Origin of the sequence: Mastigocladopsis repens PCC 10914 (genome assembly GCF_000315565.1) — a bacterium.
Classification (GTDB): Bacteria; Cyanobacteriota; Cyanobacteriia; order Cyanobacteriales; family Nostocaceae; genus Mastigocladopsis; species Mastigocladopsis repens.
The window spans coordinates 5,678,707-5,694,556 of the sequence record NZ_JH992901.1 but is presented as its reverse complement, the minus strand read 5'-3'; the positions used below and the strand labels follow the sequence as shown (position 1 = coordinate 5,694,556).

Sequence of the window (15,850 nt, the reverse complement as noted above, 5' to 3'; positions counted from 1 at the left end):
AATAATGTAGCTTGTGTTGAATCCATCTGAAACCGCAAAACAGCACCTGATTATTTTCACTCGCTATCCAAAACCAGGTGAGACAAAAACCCGACTAATACCTGCTTTGGGAACTGAAGGCGCTGCAAATCTTCAGCGCCAAATGACTGAACACACACTATTTCAGGTTAAACAATTGCAAAGTTCCTCTGCCATATCTTTTGAAGTGCGGTTTGCAGGTGGTAATTTGCAACTTATGCAAGACTGGCTGGGATATGAGTTGGTTTATCGACCTCAAGGAGAGGGAGATTTGGGTTCGCGGATGGCACAATCCTTCTTTAATGCCTTTCAAGCGGGTGCAGAAAAAGTTATTATCATCGGTACCGACTGCCCTGGTGTCAATGTCGAGATTTTAGGAAAAGCTTTTGAGCAACTTCAGCACAGTAACCTTGTGCTTGGTCCAGCTGTAGATGGTGGCTATTACTTAATTGGTTTGCAGCGTCCCGTCCCAGAATTATTTATCAACATAGACTGGGGAACTTCTCAAGTATTGCAACAGACTATAGATATTGCCCAGACACTTAATTTATCGGTCGCTTACTTAGCTTCCTTGGCTGATATTGACCGTCCAGAGGATTTGCCAATTTGGAAAAAGATTATCGGACTTACATACTAAACTTGTCTGTGGTGAGTGGATGGGTCATGATTTCTTGCTCTATACCCTACCTTTTACATTCTAAAAATGCACCCTAAACCCTTACAATGGAGTATTTACTACAATCACAAGCAGTGTAAATTTTCATCTAGTATTCTTTAACACAGGGATTTCTGAAAGATAAACTAGAATCCAGATGCTAGCGTGGTGTAGCTTCAACCAAAGGTAAAAGATATATCATCCAAAAAAGAATCTCTTAATCACAAACAATAGGTAGCATCATGGGAACAATATTCCAGTACCTTTAAATAGAATATTCACTCTGATTGACGACGAGACAAAAAACAAAACTATGAATAACCGTTTTGCTGCTGCAACCGCCGCCCGCACACTTAAGGTAGTTGGGGTAATCTTAATTCTGTCATTTTTGATTGACTTTGTCATTCTAAGCCTTGACTTTAGCCCAACTGATAAGCAGTTGCAACTCAGATGGGCAGCAAGTATAGTTGACCGGGGTGTCGTCCCATTAGTAGGCTTGGGTATGCTGTTTGCTGGGTATTGGATTGACAGTATTGAGGATGGCAATCAACCCCAGCCCTTGGACTTTAGAATGCCTGCTCTTATCATATCAAGTATCTTGGGGTTACTTTTCTTGGTTATTGCTCCTGTCCACGCAATGAATGTTATTCATCAAAGAACTCAAGTCGTAGACCAAATTACCCAGGATGCGGATCGCGCCGAAAACCAATTGAAAACCCAGCTCAACCAAGTGCAAGCTCAACTGGGTAACGACCAGGTCAAAGCAGCCATAGAAAAGCAGAGAACCCAAGTCAAAGCTCAATACAGTGAACTCCTTCAAAATGAGCAGCGTTACAACCAAGCACTGAATAACCCAAATGTTCCCCAAGCGACAAAAGATTTACTTAAGAAGTTTAAGGCAAATCCTCAGGAGCTTGACAAATTCATCGCTCAACAAACTGACCCACAGCAACTTGCAAATCAAAGACTAGCCCAAATTCGTTCTCGCCGGGAAGAACTGGAAAAACAAGCTCAAGAAAATTGGAAGCCAGGTTTAAGGATTGTCGTCAACAGTTTGCTATTGTCTGTTGCTTACATCATTATTGGCTGGGCAGGATTAAGAAGTATGGGTGCTTTCCAAGGTGCTAAACGTAAAGTGCCTGCACGCTAATCCACTATCATCAAGGCAGTACGACGTACTAAATATTCGTGACGGCTGATACTGCCGCTTTTACCAACTTTAGATTGCCGCTCTATTTCCTTATAAAAATCATTTCGCGTCTCTTGCAACTATTCCCGATAAAAAAGTATAATCTGGCACAATATAACCCAGATGACTAACAGTTTGGAATGTTCTCAATTTACATATTGACTTATAACGAAGAAATAGATATAGCTGCTTGTATTGAATCCGCAATGCTATCTGATGACATTATTGTTGTGGACTCATGCAGTAGCGATCGCACTGTGGAAATAGCCAGTCGCTATCCGATTCGCGTTGTTCAGCACTCCTTTGAAAGTCACGGTCGTCAGCGTACTTGGATGTTAGAAAATATACCTCCCAAGCACGAATGGGTTTATATTTTAGAAGCTGACGAACGCATGACACCAGAACTGTTTGCCGAATGTGAAAAAACAATTCAGAATCCAGATGACATCGGCTACTATGTCGCTGAACGTGTCATGTTCATGAATCATTGGATTCGTCGCAGTACCCAGTATCCTCGTTACCAATTGCGTCTTTTCCGCCACGGTAAAGTTTGGTTTACAGACTACGGTCACACAGAACGAGAAGTTTGTGATGGTTCAACAGGCTTTTTGAAAGAAACATACCCCCATTACACTTGTAGCAAAGGCTTAAGCCGCTGGATTGAAAAGCACAACCGTTACTCCACAGATGAAGCCAGAGAAACCCTTTGTCAATTAGAGAATGGAACAGTTGACTGGCTCAATTTATTTTTTGGCAAATCAGAAGTGGAACGACGCCGCGCTTTAAAAGATTTGTCCTTGCGCTTACCAGCTAGACCTCTCATACGATTTTTGTATATGTATTTTTTCTTAGGTGGCTGCTTAGACGGAGGCGCTGGCTTTGCTTGGTGTACGTTGCAAGCTTTCTACGAGTACCTGATTCTGCTGAAAGTTTGGGAAATGAAGCATCTCCCTACACCTAACTTGGACACAAAAGTACCTGAAGAGGCGAAGTTACACAGTTAATCTCAAATTCCTAAGTAACCAAGCCAACTTGATATTACTCAAGGTAGATCTCAATATTGAACCAAACACTCAGCAGCAAACAGGTAATTTATTTCTGCGTGATTCCTAACCCAAGTAGACCCGCTCAATGTGGAAGATACTGATTACAAAAGATCTAACTTCTCTTTTAACGCTTTTGGCACATTAACTGCGGTATCTAGTCCACGTACACTCTGCCACTCCAGATTTTCATTCCAGGTCATGTCTTCTAGGTTGGCATCACTGAGGTCTGCATCACCAAGAATAGCATAGCTGAGATCAGTGCAGCTCAGATCCGCTCCACTGAGGATAGCACCACTGAGATTACTACCACTTAGGTTAGCGCTGCTGAGGTTGGCGTAACTTAGGTCAGTACCGAAAAGCATGGCATCGCTGAGGTCAGCGCCACTAAGATCGGCTTCAAAGAGAAGAACTCCACTGAGGTCAGCTTCGTTGAGAATAACTCCATTCAGGTCTACACCACTGAGATCCGCACCTAACAGAAGAGCGCCTTTGAGGTTAGCGCCGTTGAGTTTTGCGCCGTTGAGTTTGGCATAGCTGAGATCAGCAGCGACGAGAATAGCGTCTGTGAGGTCAGTGCTAAAGAGAATTGTGTCGCTCAAGTTAGTACCTTTGAGGAGAGCTTGAGTGAGGTCGGCACCGCTGAGGTCAGCGCGGCAAAGGTCAGCATGACTGAAGTCCACACCATTGAGTTTTGCATCGCTGAGGTTAGCACCAAAGAAGATGGTGTCAGTGAGATTGGCACCAGACAATTTAGCATCCCGGAGGTTAGCGCTGGTCAGGTTAGCACCCTTGAGGTTGGCACCACTGAGGTCAGCACTGCTGAGGTCGGCACTACTCAGGTTAGCATGGCAGAGGTTGGCACCACTGAGGTTGGCACCACTGAGGTTGGCACTGCTGAGGTCGGTACGCTTGAGGTTAGCACCACTGAGGTTAGCACCACTGAGGTTAGCATCACCGAGGTTAGCAGTGCTGAGGTTAGCACCACTGAAGTTAGTAGCCGTGAGATTTGCATCACCAAGGTATGCGCTACTGAGGTTGGCACAGCTAAAGTTGACACTCGTCAGGTTGGCATCGCCGAGATATGCTCCCTTATAATTGCCCCCTCTCAGGAATTCACCTACGACATTACTAAAATTTCCAATTTCAATAGCATCGCTATAGTTAATGATGCGGAGTAGTTGCGAAGTGAAAAAATGGTCTTTATCCCTTTGACCAGATGGATAGAAGACTATTTGATGCTTAAGGTCATCTCGCTCTTGAGCATAGCGGTGTAACTCCAAAAGCAAAATCATCACATTCAGCCCCGTATTGATATCTATCTGTCTGAGTCCGATAGAAATGTTTTGTGCTTGCATCTTGAGCATCTTTTTCAAAGGCAAGTTATTGGCGGTTGAACCATCAATAAATTCGCCTTGACACCAACGTCGGTAAAAATCTTCTAAACGTTGGAAAAGTAGCACTGGATGAAACTCATTATTAGCCATGAGCCTTCCCATGACTTGTTCCAAAATTTCAGTTCTGAGGGTACCGCCACCCAGCAACTCGTAAATCTCTTCATAAAGTTGCTGTTTGCCTTTATTTGATGTTAAACAACTCCTCGATTTTGTCCATTTTTCCAAGCTTTTTTGAACTCGCTCCTGAAATCTCAATTCCTTGCAATTGCTTGGAGAAAACTCAACTCTTTTGCCATGCTTATTAATAATTTTTCCTAAACGTGAAACCGCTTTGGCTGTAAGAGGTGCTTTCTTTAGCATCTCTTTTAACCAATGCCCCCTCACACAAGTTCTCAAAAGCTTCCAAATTTGAGATAAATGTGACATAATTGTTATATTTAATACTATGCACCTACTGATGACATAAAGCTGAGATGAAGACTTCTGCGTAATTACGCCGTTTTCAGGCACTCGAGAAAATCGTATGATTTAGTACCATAATTCATGAAAAGAACGTAAGAATGCAAATTATTGATGAGCAAATTTTCTAGTAAAAGCTCTTTTGTAAGAGCGTATGCCTTTGGGCAAGAAATGTCTACTTAAAAAGTTTTTCGTTTGTCAGTAACCTCCTGTTTTTGTTTCAGTTGTTATACTAAATTCTCCACTTATTTTCTAGACAGATGTAAAAATAATACGTACTCTTGGCTACAGACGCACTTATTGGGAAAACTACTACTATAAGACACTACAACAAAGTTGAAAAATTGGATCGACAACAGACCAAGAAAGATTGCTGCTTGATTTGAAGCTGCTAAGAGTGTTTTCAGATATTACCACTCAGTTGAAGAGAGTACGCGGCAGCTTTGTTACATAAGTATTGGAAATTAATATAGAAAGCAATGCCAGGGACGGATTGAATGAGAAGATTTACTTATTGTGTTATTGTGTTGCATTGTTTGTTTTTAGGGATACCAGCTGCTAGCGCCAGGTCACTGGCTGTAATCACAGCTGACACAGGGACGCGGGAACATGGGGACAAGGAGAAAATTGCTCCCTCATCTTCCTCTCGTCCGTCTCGAACACTAAACGCTAAGTTCTCCCAGAAACTGAGACTACCACCACAGCAAGTGTGGGTCATTGATGGGAAGCAACAAGCACAGCGCCAATCTTTTATTTGGGTAGTCAAAGATACTAAAAAAGCTGAACAGCAACCATTTTTACAATTAAAGAAAAACCTAGATAAGCTCCCTCAGCCTGATGAAAAAGCTGATTTAACCTCAAAACCCGTAAAAAAGGAGGAATTGGAGCCATTTGATAAAGTCGTAAAAGACACTCAAAGGGTGCAAGGACTGTTTACTCTGTACCGGGATAAAGAAAAAAATAAAATTTATTTAGAAATTAAGCCGGAACAAATTAATAAAAATTATCTAGCTACAGCAACACTAGAATCTGGCATTGGCGAAGCTGGAATCTACAGTGGTATGCCATTACAGGATTTTTTGTTTTACTTCCAACGGGTGAATAACAAATTGCAATTTGTGGTTCGCAATGTCAATTTTCGCACCCGTGAAGCTGATCCCCAGGAGCGATCGCTCGCCCGGTCTTTTAGTGACTCGGTTCTCTACTCAGTAGCTATTAAAAGCATTCATCCAGTACGCAAAACAATTCTCATCGACTTGGGGGATCTGCTACTGACAGATTTAGCTGGATTATCTTTGAGTTTGGGAGTTTCTCCAGCCACAGATAAATCTTATTTTGGGACTGCTAAAGCCTTTCCCCTAAATATGGAAATAGAGTCGGTGTTAAATTTCACCAACACCCGTCTCAATAATGAAAAGCTGCGTTTTTCTTCTCTACCTGACATTCGAGGCTTTACGTTGCGCGTTCACTACAGCCTGTCCCAACTCCCAAACAACAGTTACCGACCACGTTTAGCTGATGAGCGTGTAGGCTATTTTATCACCGCTTATCAAGATTTATCCAACGACGAGCAAAGAGATCCGTTTGTCCGCTACATTAATCGCTGGCATTTAGAAAAACAAGACCCCAACGTAGCCCTTTCTCCACCCAAAAAACCAATTGTCTTCTGGATTGATAACGCAGTGCCTCTAGAGTACCGCGAAGCTATCAAAGAAGGCGTCCTAATGTGGAATAAAGCCTTTGAAAAGGCAGGATTCAAGGACGCAATTCAAGTGCGTCAAATGCCAGATGATGCGACATGGGATCCAGCAGATATACGTTACAACACAATTCGCTGGATTAACACAGTAGATGGGTATTTTGCTCTAGGACCCTCACGCGTTAACCCGATAACTGGAGAAATTTTGGATGCAGACATTCTGGTAGATGGCAGCTTTATACGGGCAATCAAGAGTGATTATCCCAAAGTTGTACAACTCAACCAAACACAAACTCAGACGCCGCTGTCTGCGTTGATGCAAAATAGCCTTCTTTGCGCCAATGGATTAGAGGCAAAAAGTGGCGACGCTTCCATGCATTTGGAGATGGAAGGGTTAACGAACCGTTTATCACAACTAGCAAGTCAGTACGACCTTTGCTATGGGGTGGAAGCTGCTAACCAATTTGCGTATGGTTCATTGGCTATGAAGCTTTTGCGAGACGCCCCCGCAAGTCGTGAGCAAATGAAAGACTATGTTCATCAATATTTACGGTTAATCATCGCTCATGAAGTGGGACACACCTTGGGGTTAAGGCATAACTTCCGTGGTAGTACTCTGCTGACTCCAGAAGAAATGAACAATACCGATATCACTCGCAGCAAGGGTCTGATTTCGTCAGTCATGGACTATATTCCACCGAATATTGCACCGCGAGACACCAAGCAGGGAGATTATTTTCCCAGGATAGTGGGGGCTTATGATGACTGGGCAATTCAGTACGGCTACACACCAATTCCAGCAGCAACTCCCGCAGTAGAAAAACCATTTTTGGATAAGCTTGCCAACCAATCTGACAAGCCCGAGTTGAGTTATTCCACAGATGAAGATATGTTTGACCTTGACCCAACTGCCAATGCTTGGGATAACAGCAGTAATGTGCTGCTTTATTCTCATTGGCAGTTGGATAATGCGCGGGTGATGTGGCGGCGTCTCAACAAGGTTGACCTCTTTGATGGCGAGAGTTTCAGTGATGTGAAAGAACAGTTTGGCACGGTATTTAGTCACTATTTCCAAAACATCTACTACATTACAAAATATATTGGCGGTCAGTCTTTCTACAGGGTTCAACCTAACGATCCCCAAGGACGATTACCATTTGAGTCGGTATCTGTGGAAAAACAACGGCAGGCGTTAGAGATTGTACAAAAGTATGTCTTTGCCGAGGATGCTCTGAGTTTCCCGCCAGAATTGCTCAATAAATTAGCGCCTTCCCGTTGGCGACATTGGGGGAGTTCTCCCCGGATGGGTCGTTTGGACTATCCAATTCATGATTGGGTGTTGTTCATGCAGAGTTCGGTGTTGTGGGATTTGCTCTCAGGCGATCGCCTTTCCCGCCTCAAAGACATCGAACTCAAAAGTCAGCCTGACCAAGCCCTGACTCTGCCTGAATTATTTGATACTTTACAAAACGGTATTTGGACTGAGGTACTGAAACCAAACGGCAAGCCCATCATCATTTCTAGTTTGCGCCGAGGCTTGCAGCGACAATATCTAGACATATTGACCCGGATGGTTTTACGCAAAGAACGCGTCCCGGAAGATGCTCGTACGTTAGCTTGGTATAAACTTAGACAACTCCATGACAAGCTGGATGAAGTGAGTTCAAACGACGAGTACACTAAAGCACATTTGCTCGAAACACGCGATCGCATTAATAAAACCTTGAATGCCGAGTTGCAGGCAAATTAGAGAAACTTTAGCGCCAATTCCTCTTTGCTTATAGATAAGTATTAATACTATTTAGTTAAGGGTTATTTGTGATAATTCCATATGTAGAGACGTACCAGTGCTACGTCTCTACATATGTATGAACGCAGATACCCAAGAGCCTGTCAGCTAAATTCTCCAAAACCTACAACAAATTCCCTAAAACATACACAGTGTATGTACTGAGTAAACATTTATCAGCACATAAACAAATACGTAATCACTCGGTTTGATATTAATGTTTCCCTAAGCATAATCATGTTAACCAGGGAACTGAATGAGAACAACCTACTTAACCAGTTCCACTCTTGTTTAAGGTTTGTTCATCCTACTCTACTTAATAGAAAATATGCCAGATTTATTGCGGAAAGAATTGGGCGATTTTAATAGTGTTGCCTGTTTTAAGGCAGTGATTACAGGAATGGAAGAAGCCCTAGGAGAGAAGACTACAGCCATCGCTCTCATTTCAGCCGGTCGTGCGCGGGGTAAAAGACTAGCTGAAGAATTGGGTTTTGTGGGATCATCTATTTCCTTAGAAGATGCAGCACACAAGATGGGGCATGCCTTGGGTAAAGAAGGCACACGGCTGTGCATTATTGACAAAATTGTTGAAGAAGGCGACACCATTAAAGTCTACACCTCTGAAACCGTTTGTTCTGCGGGTGAAGCGCCAAATTCAGAGCGTAAGTGTACATTTACAATGGGCGCGATTTGGGGAGCTTTAGAGCAACTGCTCGGCAAGCGTTTGAAGGGAGTACATACTGAGTCTGTGCTTCGCGGTGGCTCTCATGACGTATTTGAATTTTCTACTTTAGCGTAACAGGCACGTCATTCAATTGAACATAAGTTTTCGATTTGGTATTTCAAACAATACCAAATCCATATCTCACTCATAAAAAATAATAGAGAATCTTCAATGGCAATCAACACAGAAAAACTTGGCAACATTTTACAGAGCTTTGTTTCTGCTACGACTGATGTTCAGGGAGCAGCAATTGTTACCCCCGATGGTTTACCTTTAGCAGCAAGCTTACCCGGTGCAATGGATGAAGAACGGGTATCAGCGATGTCGGCTTCCATGCTTTCTTTGGGCGAACGCATCGGACTTGAGTTATCTAGAGGTAATGTTGACCGCATCTATGTTGAAGGTAATAAAGGCTTGGGTGTTTTGACTGGCTGCGGCGAAGATGCTGTCTTGCTTGTTTTAGCGAATGAGGGTGCTAAACAGGGATTGCTGATGCTAGAAATCAAGCGTGTCCTTTCAGAACTCAAGCTAATTTTGATGTAATTAACGGCTCAGTTAAATTCAACATTACAGTAATTCATAGTTGAACAGTCGTAATTCGTAATGACCAACTCAATTACGAATTACGAATGATGAATTACTCATTCTTAATTTGTTTATTTACGGAGTTAAAAATATGGAAATCATGCGCTTGGTTGTCACAGGAACAGTAGGCGCTGGCAAGTCCACTTTCATCCGTTCTGTGAGTGAAATTGAAGTGGTAGACACGGACATTCGTCCAACTGACGAAACAGCATTGCTGAAGCAAAATACTACTGTTGCCCTTGACTTTGGTCGGCTACGATTTGGTTCTGACATGGTGCTACACCTATATGGAACCCCCGGTCAGTCTCGCTTTGATTTTATGTGGGATATTTTGATTCGTAGGTCTCATGGTTACATTTTGCTCGTACCAGCTCATCGACCTAATGAATTCCGTCAGGCTCGTAATATCCTCAAGTTCATGAAGCAACGAGTGCAAGTACCAATGATTATTGGTCTCACCCATACTGACTGTCCTGGAGCCTGGTCTGAGCAAGATGTGTTCCTCGCCCTTGGATACTCGGATGAGAAAAACCGACCCCCTATTGTGAAAGTCAATGCAACGCAAAGAGACTCTGTAGCTGAGGCGCTGATTGTTGTCATACAGCATTTAATGCAAAGTTGTGTAGCTTAAGCTGTGAAATACTGTTTTTTTGAGTCATATTTTCAAATTTCATAGCAACAGATTTCTGCTATTCAAATTAAATAACGTAATTTAAAAATTTTGTTTCAGATATTTAATTTAAATGAAGCAATTTGACACAAAGTTCCACATTTTCCAGTTATTTTAATCCCCTACAGAAGGAAGATTATGGCTATTACTGGTAATTTTTCAGATTTTTCCTTACCAGAACTCTTTCTATTTTTAGAGCAAGGACACAAATCAGGACTACTTTACATTGGGTTTCTACCGGAAAATAATAAACATTCCCCAACCCAAGTTAACTACTTCTGGTTGTATCAAGGTCGTGTGGTTGCTGCTGCTGATCGCCTAGATCAACAAGGCTTGACGTTAATGATTGCTCAACGGGGGTGGATAAGCGAGCGTGTTATCTCTAGAGTCGTTCAGATTTGCCCCAGCAACACACCGATGGGACTATGCCTAAAATCCCAAGGACTACTGCAACCGGAACAACTGAAACTACTATTTAACACCCAGGTAGTACGGCAAGTCTCTAGCTTATTGGAAATCAAGGACGGTCTATTTACTTTTGATCCCACAGCAACGTTACCCACAGCAGAGATGACGGGTATAAGTATGTCAGCAACTGAAGTCACACTGATGAGTTTGCGGACGTTGCGAGACTGGAAAGCTTTGGCAGACAAGCTCCCAGACCCGGCTTCAGGTTTGTCATGTGCCGTTGGCAAACAGCCAGAACTGCATCTTAATGCTCATGAGACACAAGTTTGGGAATTTGTCAATGATAATATTTCCCTACAGAAAATTGCCACTCACCTCGAAATATCTGTAGAAACTGTACAGCAAATTGCCTTCCGACTCATGATGATTGGTTTGGCAGAAGAACAATTTATGGTTGCGGCTCCCTCCACATTCGCTGCAGAAGAACTCATTCCCGCAGCTTCTTTACCAGAACTAGCGCCAGAACCTTCCCCGCAGCAGCCAGTTGTTAGTCAGTCGTTTCTCAAAAATTTAGTAGGTTTTTTGCGGGGTAATATGAAATCCGCTTAATGACATACAGCGGTTTGCATATGCATTCAATACAGTTCTTGTGGGGCGGACATCTTGTCCGCCCATACTTAAGCATAGTTCATGTCGCCCTCCCACAAGAAAACTGGTACAAGCCTTAATTCCTCAACGCCCTTAAAAAACGTTGCAAACCTTTAAACACGTTGGGCTTTTTCGCTGGTGGTGTACCTAGTGTGGCTGAGGTAGGCTGTGTCTTAGCTAAGATTAAATCTAGCTCATCACCAGATGGCTTTTGTGGTAATTCGGCAATCTTTTGATACTCGCCGCCCTTTTCCACCCAAACTTCCCACATTCTGGGGTAACAGCGAAATACAGCAGTCTCATTATCTACAGGGCGCAGATAGTAGCAAGATTCAATTGTATTGACGAAGCGCTTACGTAATTGACGCGCTGTATAACCAATACCCACTGCCCCTAAATCTTCCAAACGAGGATTTAAGATGACGAGTGGGCGATCGCCTACTAGTTGAGCCATCTTTTCAACCTCTGCGACTTCCACCACAGTGGGGGCAACTAGAAAGAAAATTTCATCCTCTGAGTCAATTTTCTGCTCTAGGGGTAATTTTCCCGTACCAATATCAAGAATCTTAAACGGCACATCTGCCCAGTCGCGGCGAGCAAGCGCAGCCCCACCAGCATCCGGGAAGAAAACCTTGAGGCGGGAACCATATTCTTCAAAAACTGGTAGAAATTGCTCCGCCACAGGCATGGGTTTGAGTTCTGGAATGAGGATCTCAACTTGTAACCGCTTACACCCATCTGTGACTGCTGCTTTAGTCGCTTCGCGGGCTTGAGCAATTGCATCTTCTAGAGTTTTTGGAAGTTCAGCCATACTAAATAATTTTAGATTTTGGGATTTTAAAACTCAACAGAATTGTTTGATTCGCCGTTAGAAATAGACACTAGAGTGCGTTCTTCTCTACTCGTAACGCACTTTCTAACATCTTTATTTCTCAACTAATGACTAACAACCAATTCTACAGGTGAAAGTCGCTGCAAAACCTGCTTCAACACCATTGCCACCCAATCTACATCAGCTTCCGTTGTCTGGTGCCCTAGTGTCATGCGGATAGCTCCCAAAGCTGCGTTTTCTGGATAGCCCATTGCTAACAATATGGGACTAGGGCTGAGTTTACCACTATGACAGGCTGCACCTGCACTGATACCAATGCCTGCTAAATTCATCTGTCGCACCAGAGTTTTGCCGCTGAGTTTTTCTCCATCGGCATATTCAAGGCAAAAACTCACATGATGTGGTAGGCGGTGCATATGATCCCCAGTGGGGATGAAACCAGGAATATCAGTTAATTGGGCAAATAGGCGATCGCGTAATTTAATCAACCGGGGTGTTTCTGTTGGCATTTCTTGAGCCGCCAATTCTGCTGCTACCCCAAACCCAGCGAGAACGGGTACTGCTTGAGTCCCAGAACGCAGTCGCCTTTCTTGTCCCCCTCCAGATAGTAAAGGAACCAACTCCACGCCAGGACGCACATATAACGCCCCAGCACCTTGGGGTCCATAAATTTTGTGACTGGAAATGCTCAGTAAATCTACAGGTAATTTTTGCACATCTATAGGCAAGCGTCCTGCCACTTGTACAGCGTCTGTGTGGAACAAAACACTGGCGCTGCGGGCTATATTTCCCAGTTCCTCAATCGGTTGTAATGTCCCAACTTCACTTTGACCGTAAACAACTGACACCAACACAGTGTTATCTTGTAAGGCTGCCTTTAAATCTAAGGGATTGATTCTTCCTTTAGAATTGACTGGCAACTTCGTGACTTGCCACCCCCACAACTCTAACAACTGTACTGGTTCGGTAACAGCAGAATGCTCAACGTTAGAAATAATAATGTGTTGGGGCTTGGCATACAAATGGGCAACCCCCATTATTACCAGATTATCTGCTTCAGTGCCACCAGAAGTAAAGATAATAGATTCAGGATCAGGTGCGTTGATTAAACCAGCAACCTGCATTCTTGCTTGTTCGACAACCGTTGCCGCCCTTTGTCCCCACTCATGCAAGCTGGAAGGGTTGCCCCACTGTTGGGTAAGGACTGCTTGCATGGCGGCTATTGCTTCTGGGCGAGTGGGTGTAGTTGCACTGTAATCTAGATAAATTTGCATAACCTATTAGGTGAGAACACGTTGGGCAACGGTTGATTTCTACTTTCAGACTATATACTTAATTTGCCAAATTCTTACAACTTTGTAGATACCTATCTATACATATATAGGTGGATATTTTGCCCTGCTTGTAAAGCTATTTCTCTATTTACATCTTGCACTTGTCGCCAATACCCGCGCCTGGTGTGGCGCTTTCGCTAAGTCCGCCCATACGGACTACCAAAAATCAAATATTTGAGAACCTGCATAGGCAAGCTTTGTTTGTATAATCCTAGGTTGCGGTTCCTATAAGGTAACTTTCAAATCTTACATAAAGACACCAAGGCACTAAGACTAACTTGGCGTCTTTGCGTGATGTTCTTAACCATCTCATTTAGTGTTAATAACTCATCTCAGTGAAAGTAAGAATTTGGGTGTAGTGCAATTACTGAAAGAAATTGCGATAAAAACAAAAGAACTTCCGTAATACCCGTCTTGTTATGACATCTCTTTAAAAGAATACTGGTAAAAGATATAACTCAGTCTTCAAACTGAGCAAAACTTATGCGCCACACTTCCATATTGTTTAATGAAATTCTTATTATATTTTATTAATTCTAATAAACAGAATATTCAAGTTGTTAGAAGAACAAGCTTTATATTGCTGCTTTTCATGAGTGGGGTTGTTTTAGTTACTATCCTCAAACCTTCACCAAAAGTAAAGCTTGTTCAACCTTTACCTCAAGATCCTGCTGTTAAAGTCTATTTCAACCATAATCCGGTGTCTTCCTACCAAGACCCATACCGACAGTTTACACGTAAGGGAGACAATTTAGAACAGCAAATTATTGATGCTATTAACCAAGCACAATCAACTGTGGATTTGGCTGTCATGGAGTTTAGGCTTCCCAAAGTTGCTGAAGCACTCACCCTTGCTCATCAACGCAGAGTAAAAGTGAGGGTTCTCATAGATAACAAGTATAACAAAACTTTAGCTGAATATACACAAGAAGAACTTGCCCGGATGAGTCGGCATGATAAGCAGGCATATGAAGAATTAAAGCGATATCCTGCCGATGCTTTAGCTATGTTGCGTTCAAATAAAATTGAGATAAAGGATGACACATCTAGCGGTGCAACTAAAGGCAGTGGACTGATGCACCATAAATTTGTCGTCATAGATGGAAAGACAACTATCATATCTAGCGGTAATCTGACGGCATCCGATATGCATGGAGATTTTGGAAATTTTGACACTCGAGGCAATCCCAACAACATTGTTGTCGTTCCTGATAATTCCCAAATTGCTACAACTTTTACTAATGAATTTAACTACATGTGGCAAGGCTTATTTAAATCTCATAAGCCAAAAAGATACCCTGTAACGATTCCAGTTGGGACAGGAACTATCACTATTAATTTCTCACCAGCTAGCAGAAAAGACGATATAGCAACAACCAGTAACGGAATCATTTCCTCCTATTTGCAGCAAGCTAAAAAGAGCGTGCATATTGCAGTATTTGTTTATTCAGCCCAACAGATTAGCGACACTCTTGGTCGTGTGCATGATCAAGGAGTTGAAGATATCAAAGTGCTGATAGACCCAGATTTCTTTAGACAAGCTTACTCAAAAGCATACGATGCAATGGGTGTTTGTCCACGTCCAGGCAAGAAAAATAGCTTAATTAAAGTTAAACCTTGGAGGAAACCAATCACCACTGTTGGTTTTCCTACAAGTTCCATAGGCGATCGCGGAGTTCATAGTAAAATGGCTATCTTAGATCAGATGTTGGTTATCACTGGTAGTCACAACTGGTCTGATTCAGGGAATTACTTGAATGATGAAACTTTGATGTTTATACAGAATCCTATGGTTGCCACACATTATGAGCAAGAATTTAGTCGGCTTTATCAAACTGCAAAGTTAGGGTTGAAAACTCTCGCCTCATCACAAAAATGCGAATTAGTCAACTCCAAAAATACATATAAGAACTCTTTACTAGTAAACCTTAATACATATCCTTTGGAAGAATAAACAATTATTCTAAAGAATCACGGCGCAGATTTGAATCAGCTTTTTAAGCCTACGTCAAAAGTATGGGAATTTTGTATCTCTACTGATGGAAAGAGGAAAACCTTACCTTTGAGTTTTTAAGATTAACTCAAACATAAGTGATCGGAGCGTATCTATGCCTGTTAGGAACATAGACGAATTACCTCAAGAACTAAAAGACCAAATGCAAGAACTTCCTCAAGAAGGGAAGCAGATTTTCGTTGCAGCATTCAATGCAGCTCAAAGCGACGGTATCAGTGAACAGGGTGCCCGTCAAGTTGCTTGGAATAGCGTCAGGAACCAATACGAGCAAGGTTCAGATGGCAAATGGCACGCTAAGGGTGAAGTGACCGCTCAACATAATAAGGCTATCACCACAGGCGGCAACTAACTTCTTCATGTCAAGGTTTTAAATTTAAGGCGGTTTG

At 42.6% G+C, this 15,850-nt stretch carries 13 protein-coding genes; 10 read left to right on the top strand and 3 right to left on the bottom strand.

The genetic code is table 11. From position 1 onward, the window contains the following. Positions 1-13: 13 nt before the first annotated feature. From MAS10914_RS0127335 to MAS10914_RS0127325, 3 genes are all read left to right on the top strand, one after another. Positions 14-655: a TIGR04282 family arsenosugar biosynthesis glycosyltransferase gene (locus tag MAS10914_RS0127335; RefSeq protein ID WP_017319132.1), complete on the top strand. Its 642-nt coding sequence runs from the start codon at positions 14-16 to the stop codon at positions 653-655. 331 nt (positions 656-986) lie between these two features. Then, positions 987-1,823 (top strand): hormogonium polysaccharide biosynthesis protein HpsJ, encoded by an 837-nt coding sequence (hpsJ-B, locus tag MAS10914_RS0127330; protein WP_017319131.1) that lies wholly within the window; start codon positions 987-989, stop codon positions 1,821-1,823. A 179-nt stretch (positions 1,824-2,002) separates the two neighbouring features. After that, positions 2,003-2,866: a glycosyltransferase family 2 protein gene (locus MAS10914_RS0127325; protein WP_017319130.1), complete on the top strand. Its 864-nt coding sequence runs from the start codon at positions 2,003-2,005 to the stop codon at positions 2,864-2,866. A gap of 143 nt (positions 2,867-3,009) precedes the next feature. On the opposite strand, the gene MAS10914_RS0127320 is transcribed toward MAS10914_RS0127325, so the two are convergent. Further along, complete coding sequence (locus tag MAS10914_RS0127320) at positions 3,010-4,728, bottom strand: pentapeptide repeat-containing protein (protein WP_026082854.1); 1,719 nt, start codon at positions 4,726-4,728, stop codon at positions 3,010-3,012. A 530-nt stretch (positions 4,729-5,258) separates the two neighbouring features. On the opposite strand from MAS10914_RS0127320, the gene MAS10914_RS0127315 reads away from it, so the two are divergent. The 5 genes from MAS10914_RS0127315 (at position 5,259) to MAS10914_RS0127295 (ending at position 11,245) form a co-directional block, all read left to right on the top strand. Then, on the top strand, positions 5,259-8,210 hold the full coding sequence (locus tag MAS10914_RS0127315) for a zinc-dependent metalloprotease (RefSeq protein ID WP_017319128.1): 2,952 nt from the start codon (positions 5,259-5,261) through the stop codon (positions 8,208-8,210). Between the two features lie 367 nt (positions 8,211-8,577). Next, positions 8,578-9,048 (top strand): hypothetical protein, encoded by a 471-nt coding sequence (locus MAS10914_RS0127310; RefSeq protein WP_017319127.1) that lies wholly within the window; start codon positions 8,578-8,580, stop codon positions 9,046-9,048. 96 nt (positions 9,049-9,144) lie between these two features. Beyond that, the gene (locus MAS10914_RS0127305) at positions 9,145-9,516 is read left to right on the top strand and encodes a roadblock/LC7 domain-containing protein (RefSeq protein WP_017319126.1); all 372 of its coding nucleotides are present in this window, start codon (positions 9,145-9,147) and stop codon (positions 9,514-9,516) included. Positions 9,517-9,649: 133 nt separating this feature from the next. Then, positions 9,650-10,189, top strand: coding sequence for a GTP-binding protein (locus MAS10914_RS0127300; RefSeq protein WP_026082853.1), 540 nt, complete (start codon positions 9,650-9,652; stop codon positions 10,187-10,189). Positions 10,190-10,366: 177 nt separating this feature from the next. Next, positions 10,367-11,245, top strand: a complete 879-nt coding sequence (locus MAS10914_RS0127295) for a DUF4388 domain-containing protein (RefSeq protein WP_017319124.1) — start codon at positions 10,367-10,369, stop codon at positions 11,243-11,245. Between the two features lie 115 nt (positions 11,246-11,360). Here MAS10914_RS0127295 and MAS10914_RS0127290 read toward each other — a convergent pair whose 3' ends face one another. Continuing rightward, positions 11,361-12,095, bottom strand: coding sequence for a DUF1995 family protein (locus MAS10914_RS0127290; RefSeq protein ID WP_017319123.1), 735 nt, complete (start codon positions 12,093-12,095; stop codon positions 11,361-11,363). Between the two features lie 125 nt (positions 12,096-12,220). Then, positions 12,221-13,390, bottom strand: a complete 1,170-nt coding sequence (locus MAS10914_RS0127285; RefSeq protein WP_017319122.1) for a cysteine desulfurase family protein — start codon at positions 13,388-13,390, stop codon at positions 12,221-12,223. A 652-nt stretch (positions 13,391-14,042) separates the two neighbouring features. Here MAS10914_RS0127285 and MAS10914_RS0127280 point away from each other — a divergent pair. Continuing rightward, complete coding sequence (locus MAS10914_RS0127280) at positions 14,043-15,404, top strand: phospholipase D-like domain-containing protein (RefSeq protein WP_232224246.1); 1,362 nt, start codon at positions 14,043-14,045, stop codon at positions 15,402-15,404. 154 nt (positions 15,405-15,558) lie between these two features. Then, complete coding sequence (locus MAS10914_RS0127275; protein WP_017319120.1) at positions 15,559-15,813, top strand: ChaB family protein; 255 nt, start codon at positions 15,559-15,561, stop codon at positions 15,811-15,813. Positions 15,814-15,850: the final 37 nt, after the last annotated feature.

What these genes read in the sequence shown, in the direction of transcription:
- hpsJ-B (WP_017319131.1), top strand. Translation starts at nt 987, where the DNA reads ATGAATAACCGTTTTGCTGCTGCAACCGCCGCCCGCACACTTAAGGTA.
- MAS10914_RS0127325 (WP_017319130.1), top strand. Translation starts at nt 2,003, where the DNA reads ATGTTCTCAATTTACATATTGACTTATAACGAAGAAATAGATATAGCT.
- MAS10914_RS0127320 (WP_026082854.1), bottom strand. Translation starts at nt 4,728, where the DNA reads ATGTCACATTTATCTCAAATTTGGAAGCTTTTGAGAACTTGTGTGAGG.
- MAS10914_RS0127315 (WP_017319128.1), top strand. Translation starts at nt 5,259, where the DNA reads ATGAGAAGATTTACTTATTGTGTTATTGTGTTGCATTGTTTGTTTTTA.
- MAS10914_RS0127310 (WP_017319127.1), top strand. Translation starts at nt 8,578, where the DNA reads ATGCCAGATTTATTGCGGAAAGAATTGGGCGATTTTAATAGTGTTGCC.
- MAS10914_RS0127305 (WP_017319126.1), top strand. Translation starts at nt 9,145, where the DNA reads ATGGCAATCAACACAGAAAAACTTGGCAACATTTTACAGAGCTTTGTT.
- MAS10914_RS0127300 (WP_026082853.1), top strand. Translation starts at nt 9,650, where the DNA reads ATGGAAATCATGCGCTTGGTTGTCACAGGAACAGTAGGCGCTGGCAAG.
- MAS10914_RS0127295 (WP_017319124.1), top strand. Translation starts at nt 10,367, where the DNA reads ATGGCTATTACTGGTAATTTTTCAGATTTTTCCTTACCAGAACTCTTT.
- MAS10914_RS0127290 (WP_017319123.1), bottom strand. Translation starts at nt 12,095, where the DNA reads ATGGCTGAACTTCCAAAAACTCTAGAAGATGCAATTGCTCAAGCCCGC.
- MAS10914_RS0127285 (WP_017319122.1), bottom strand. Translation starts at nt 13,390, where the DNA reads ATGCAAATTTATCTAGATTACAGTGCAACTACACCCACTCGCCCAGAA.
- MAS10914_RS0127280 (WP_232224246.1), top strand. Translation starts at nt 14,043, where the DNA reads ATGAGTGGGGTTGTTTTAGTTACTATCCTCAAACCTTCACCAAAAGTA.
- MAS10914_RS0127275 (WP_017319120.1), top strand. Translation starts at nt 15,559, where the DNA reads ATGCCTGTTAGGAACATAGACGAATTACCTCAAGAACTAAAAGACCAA.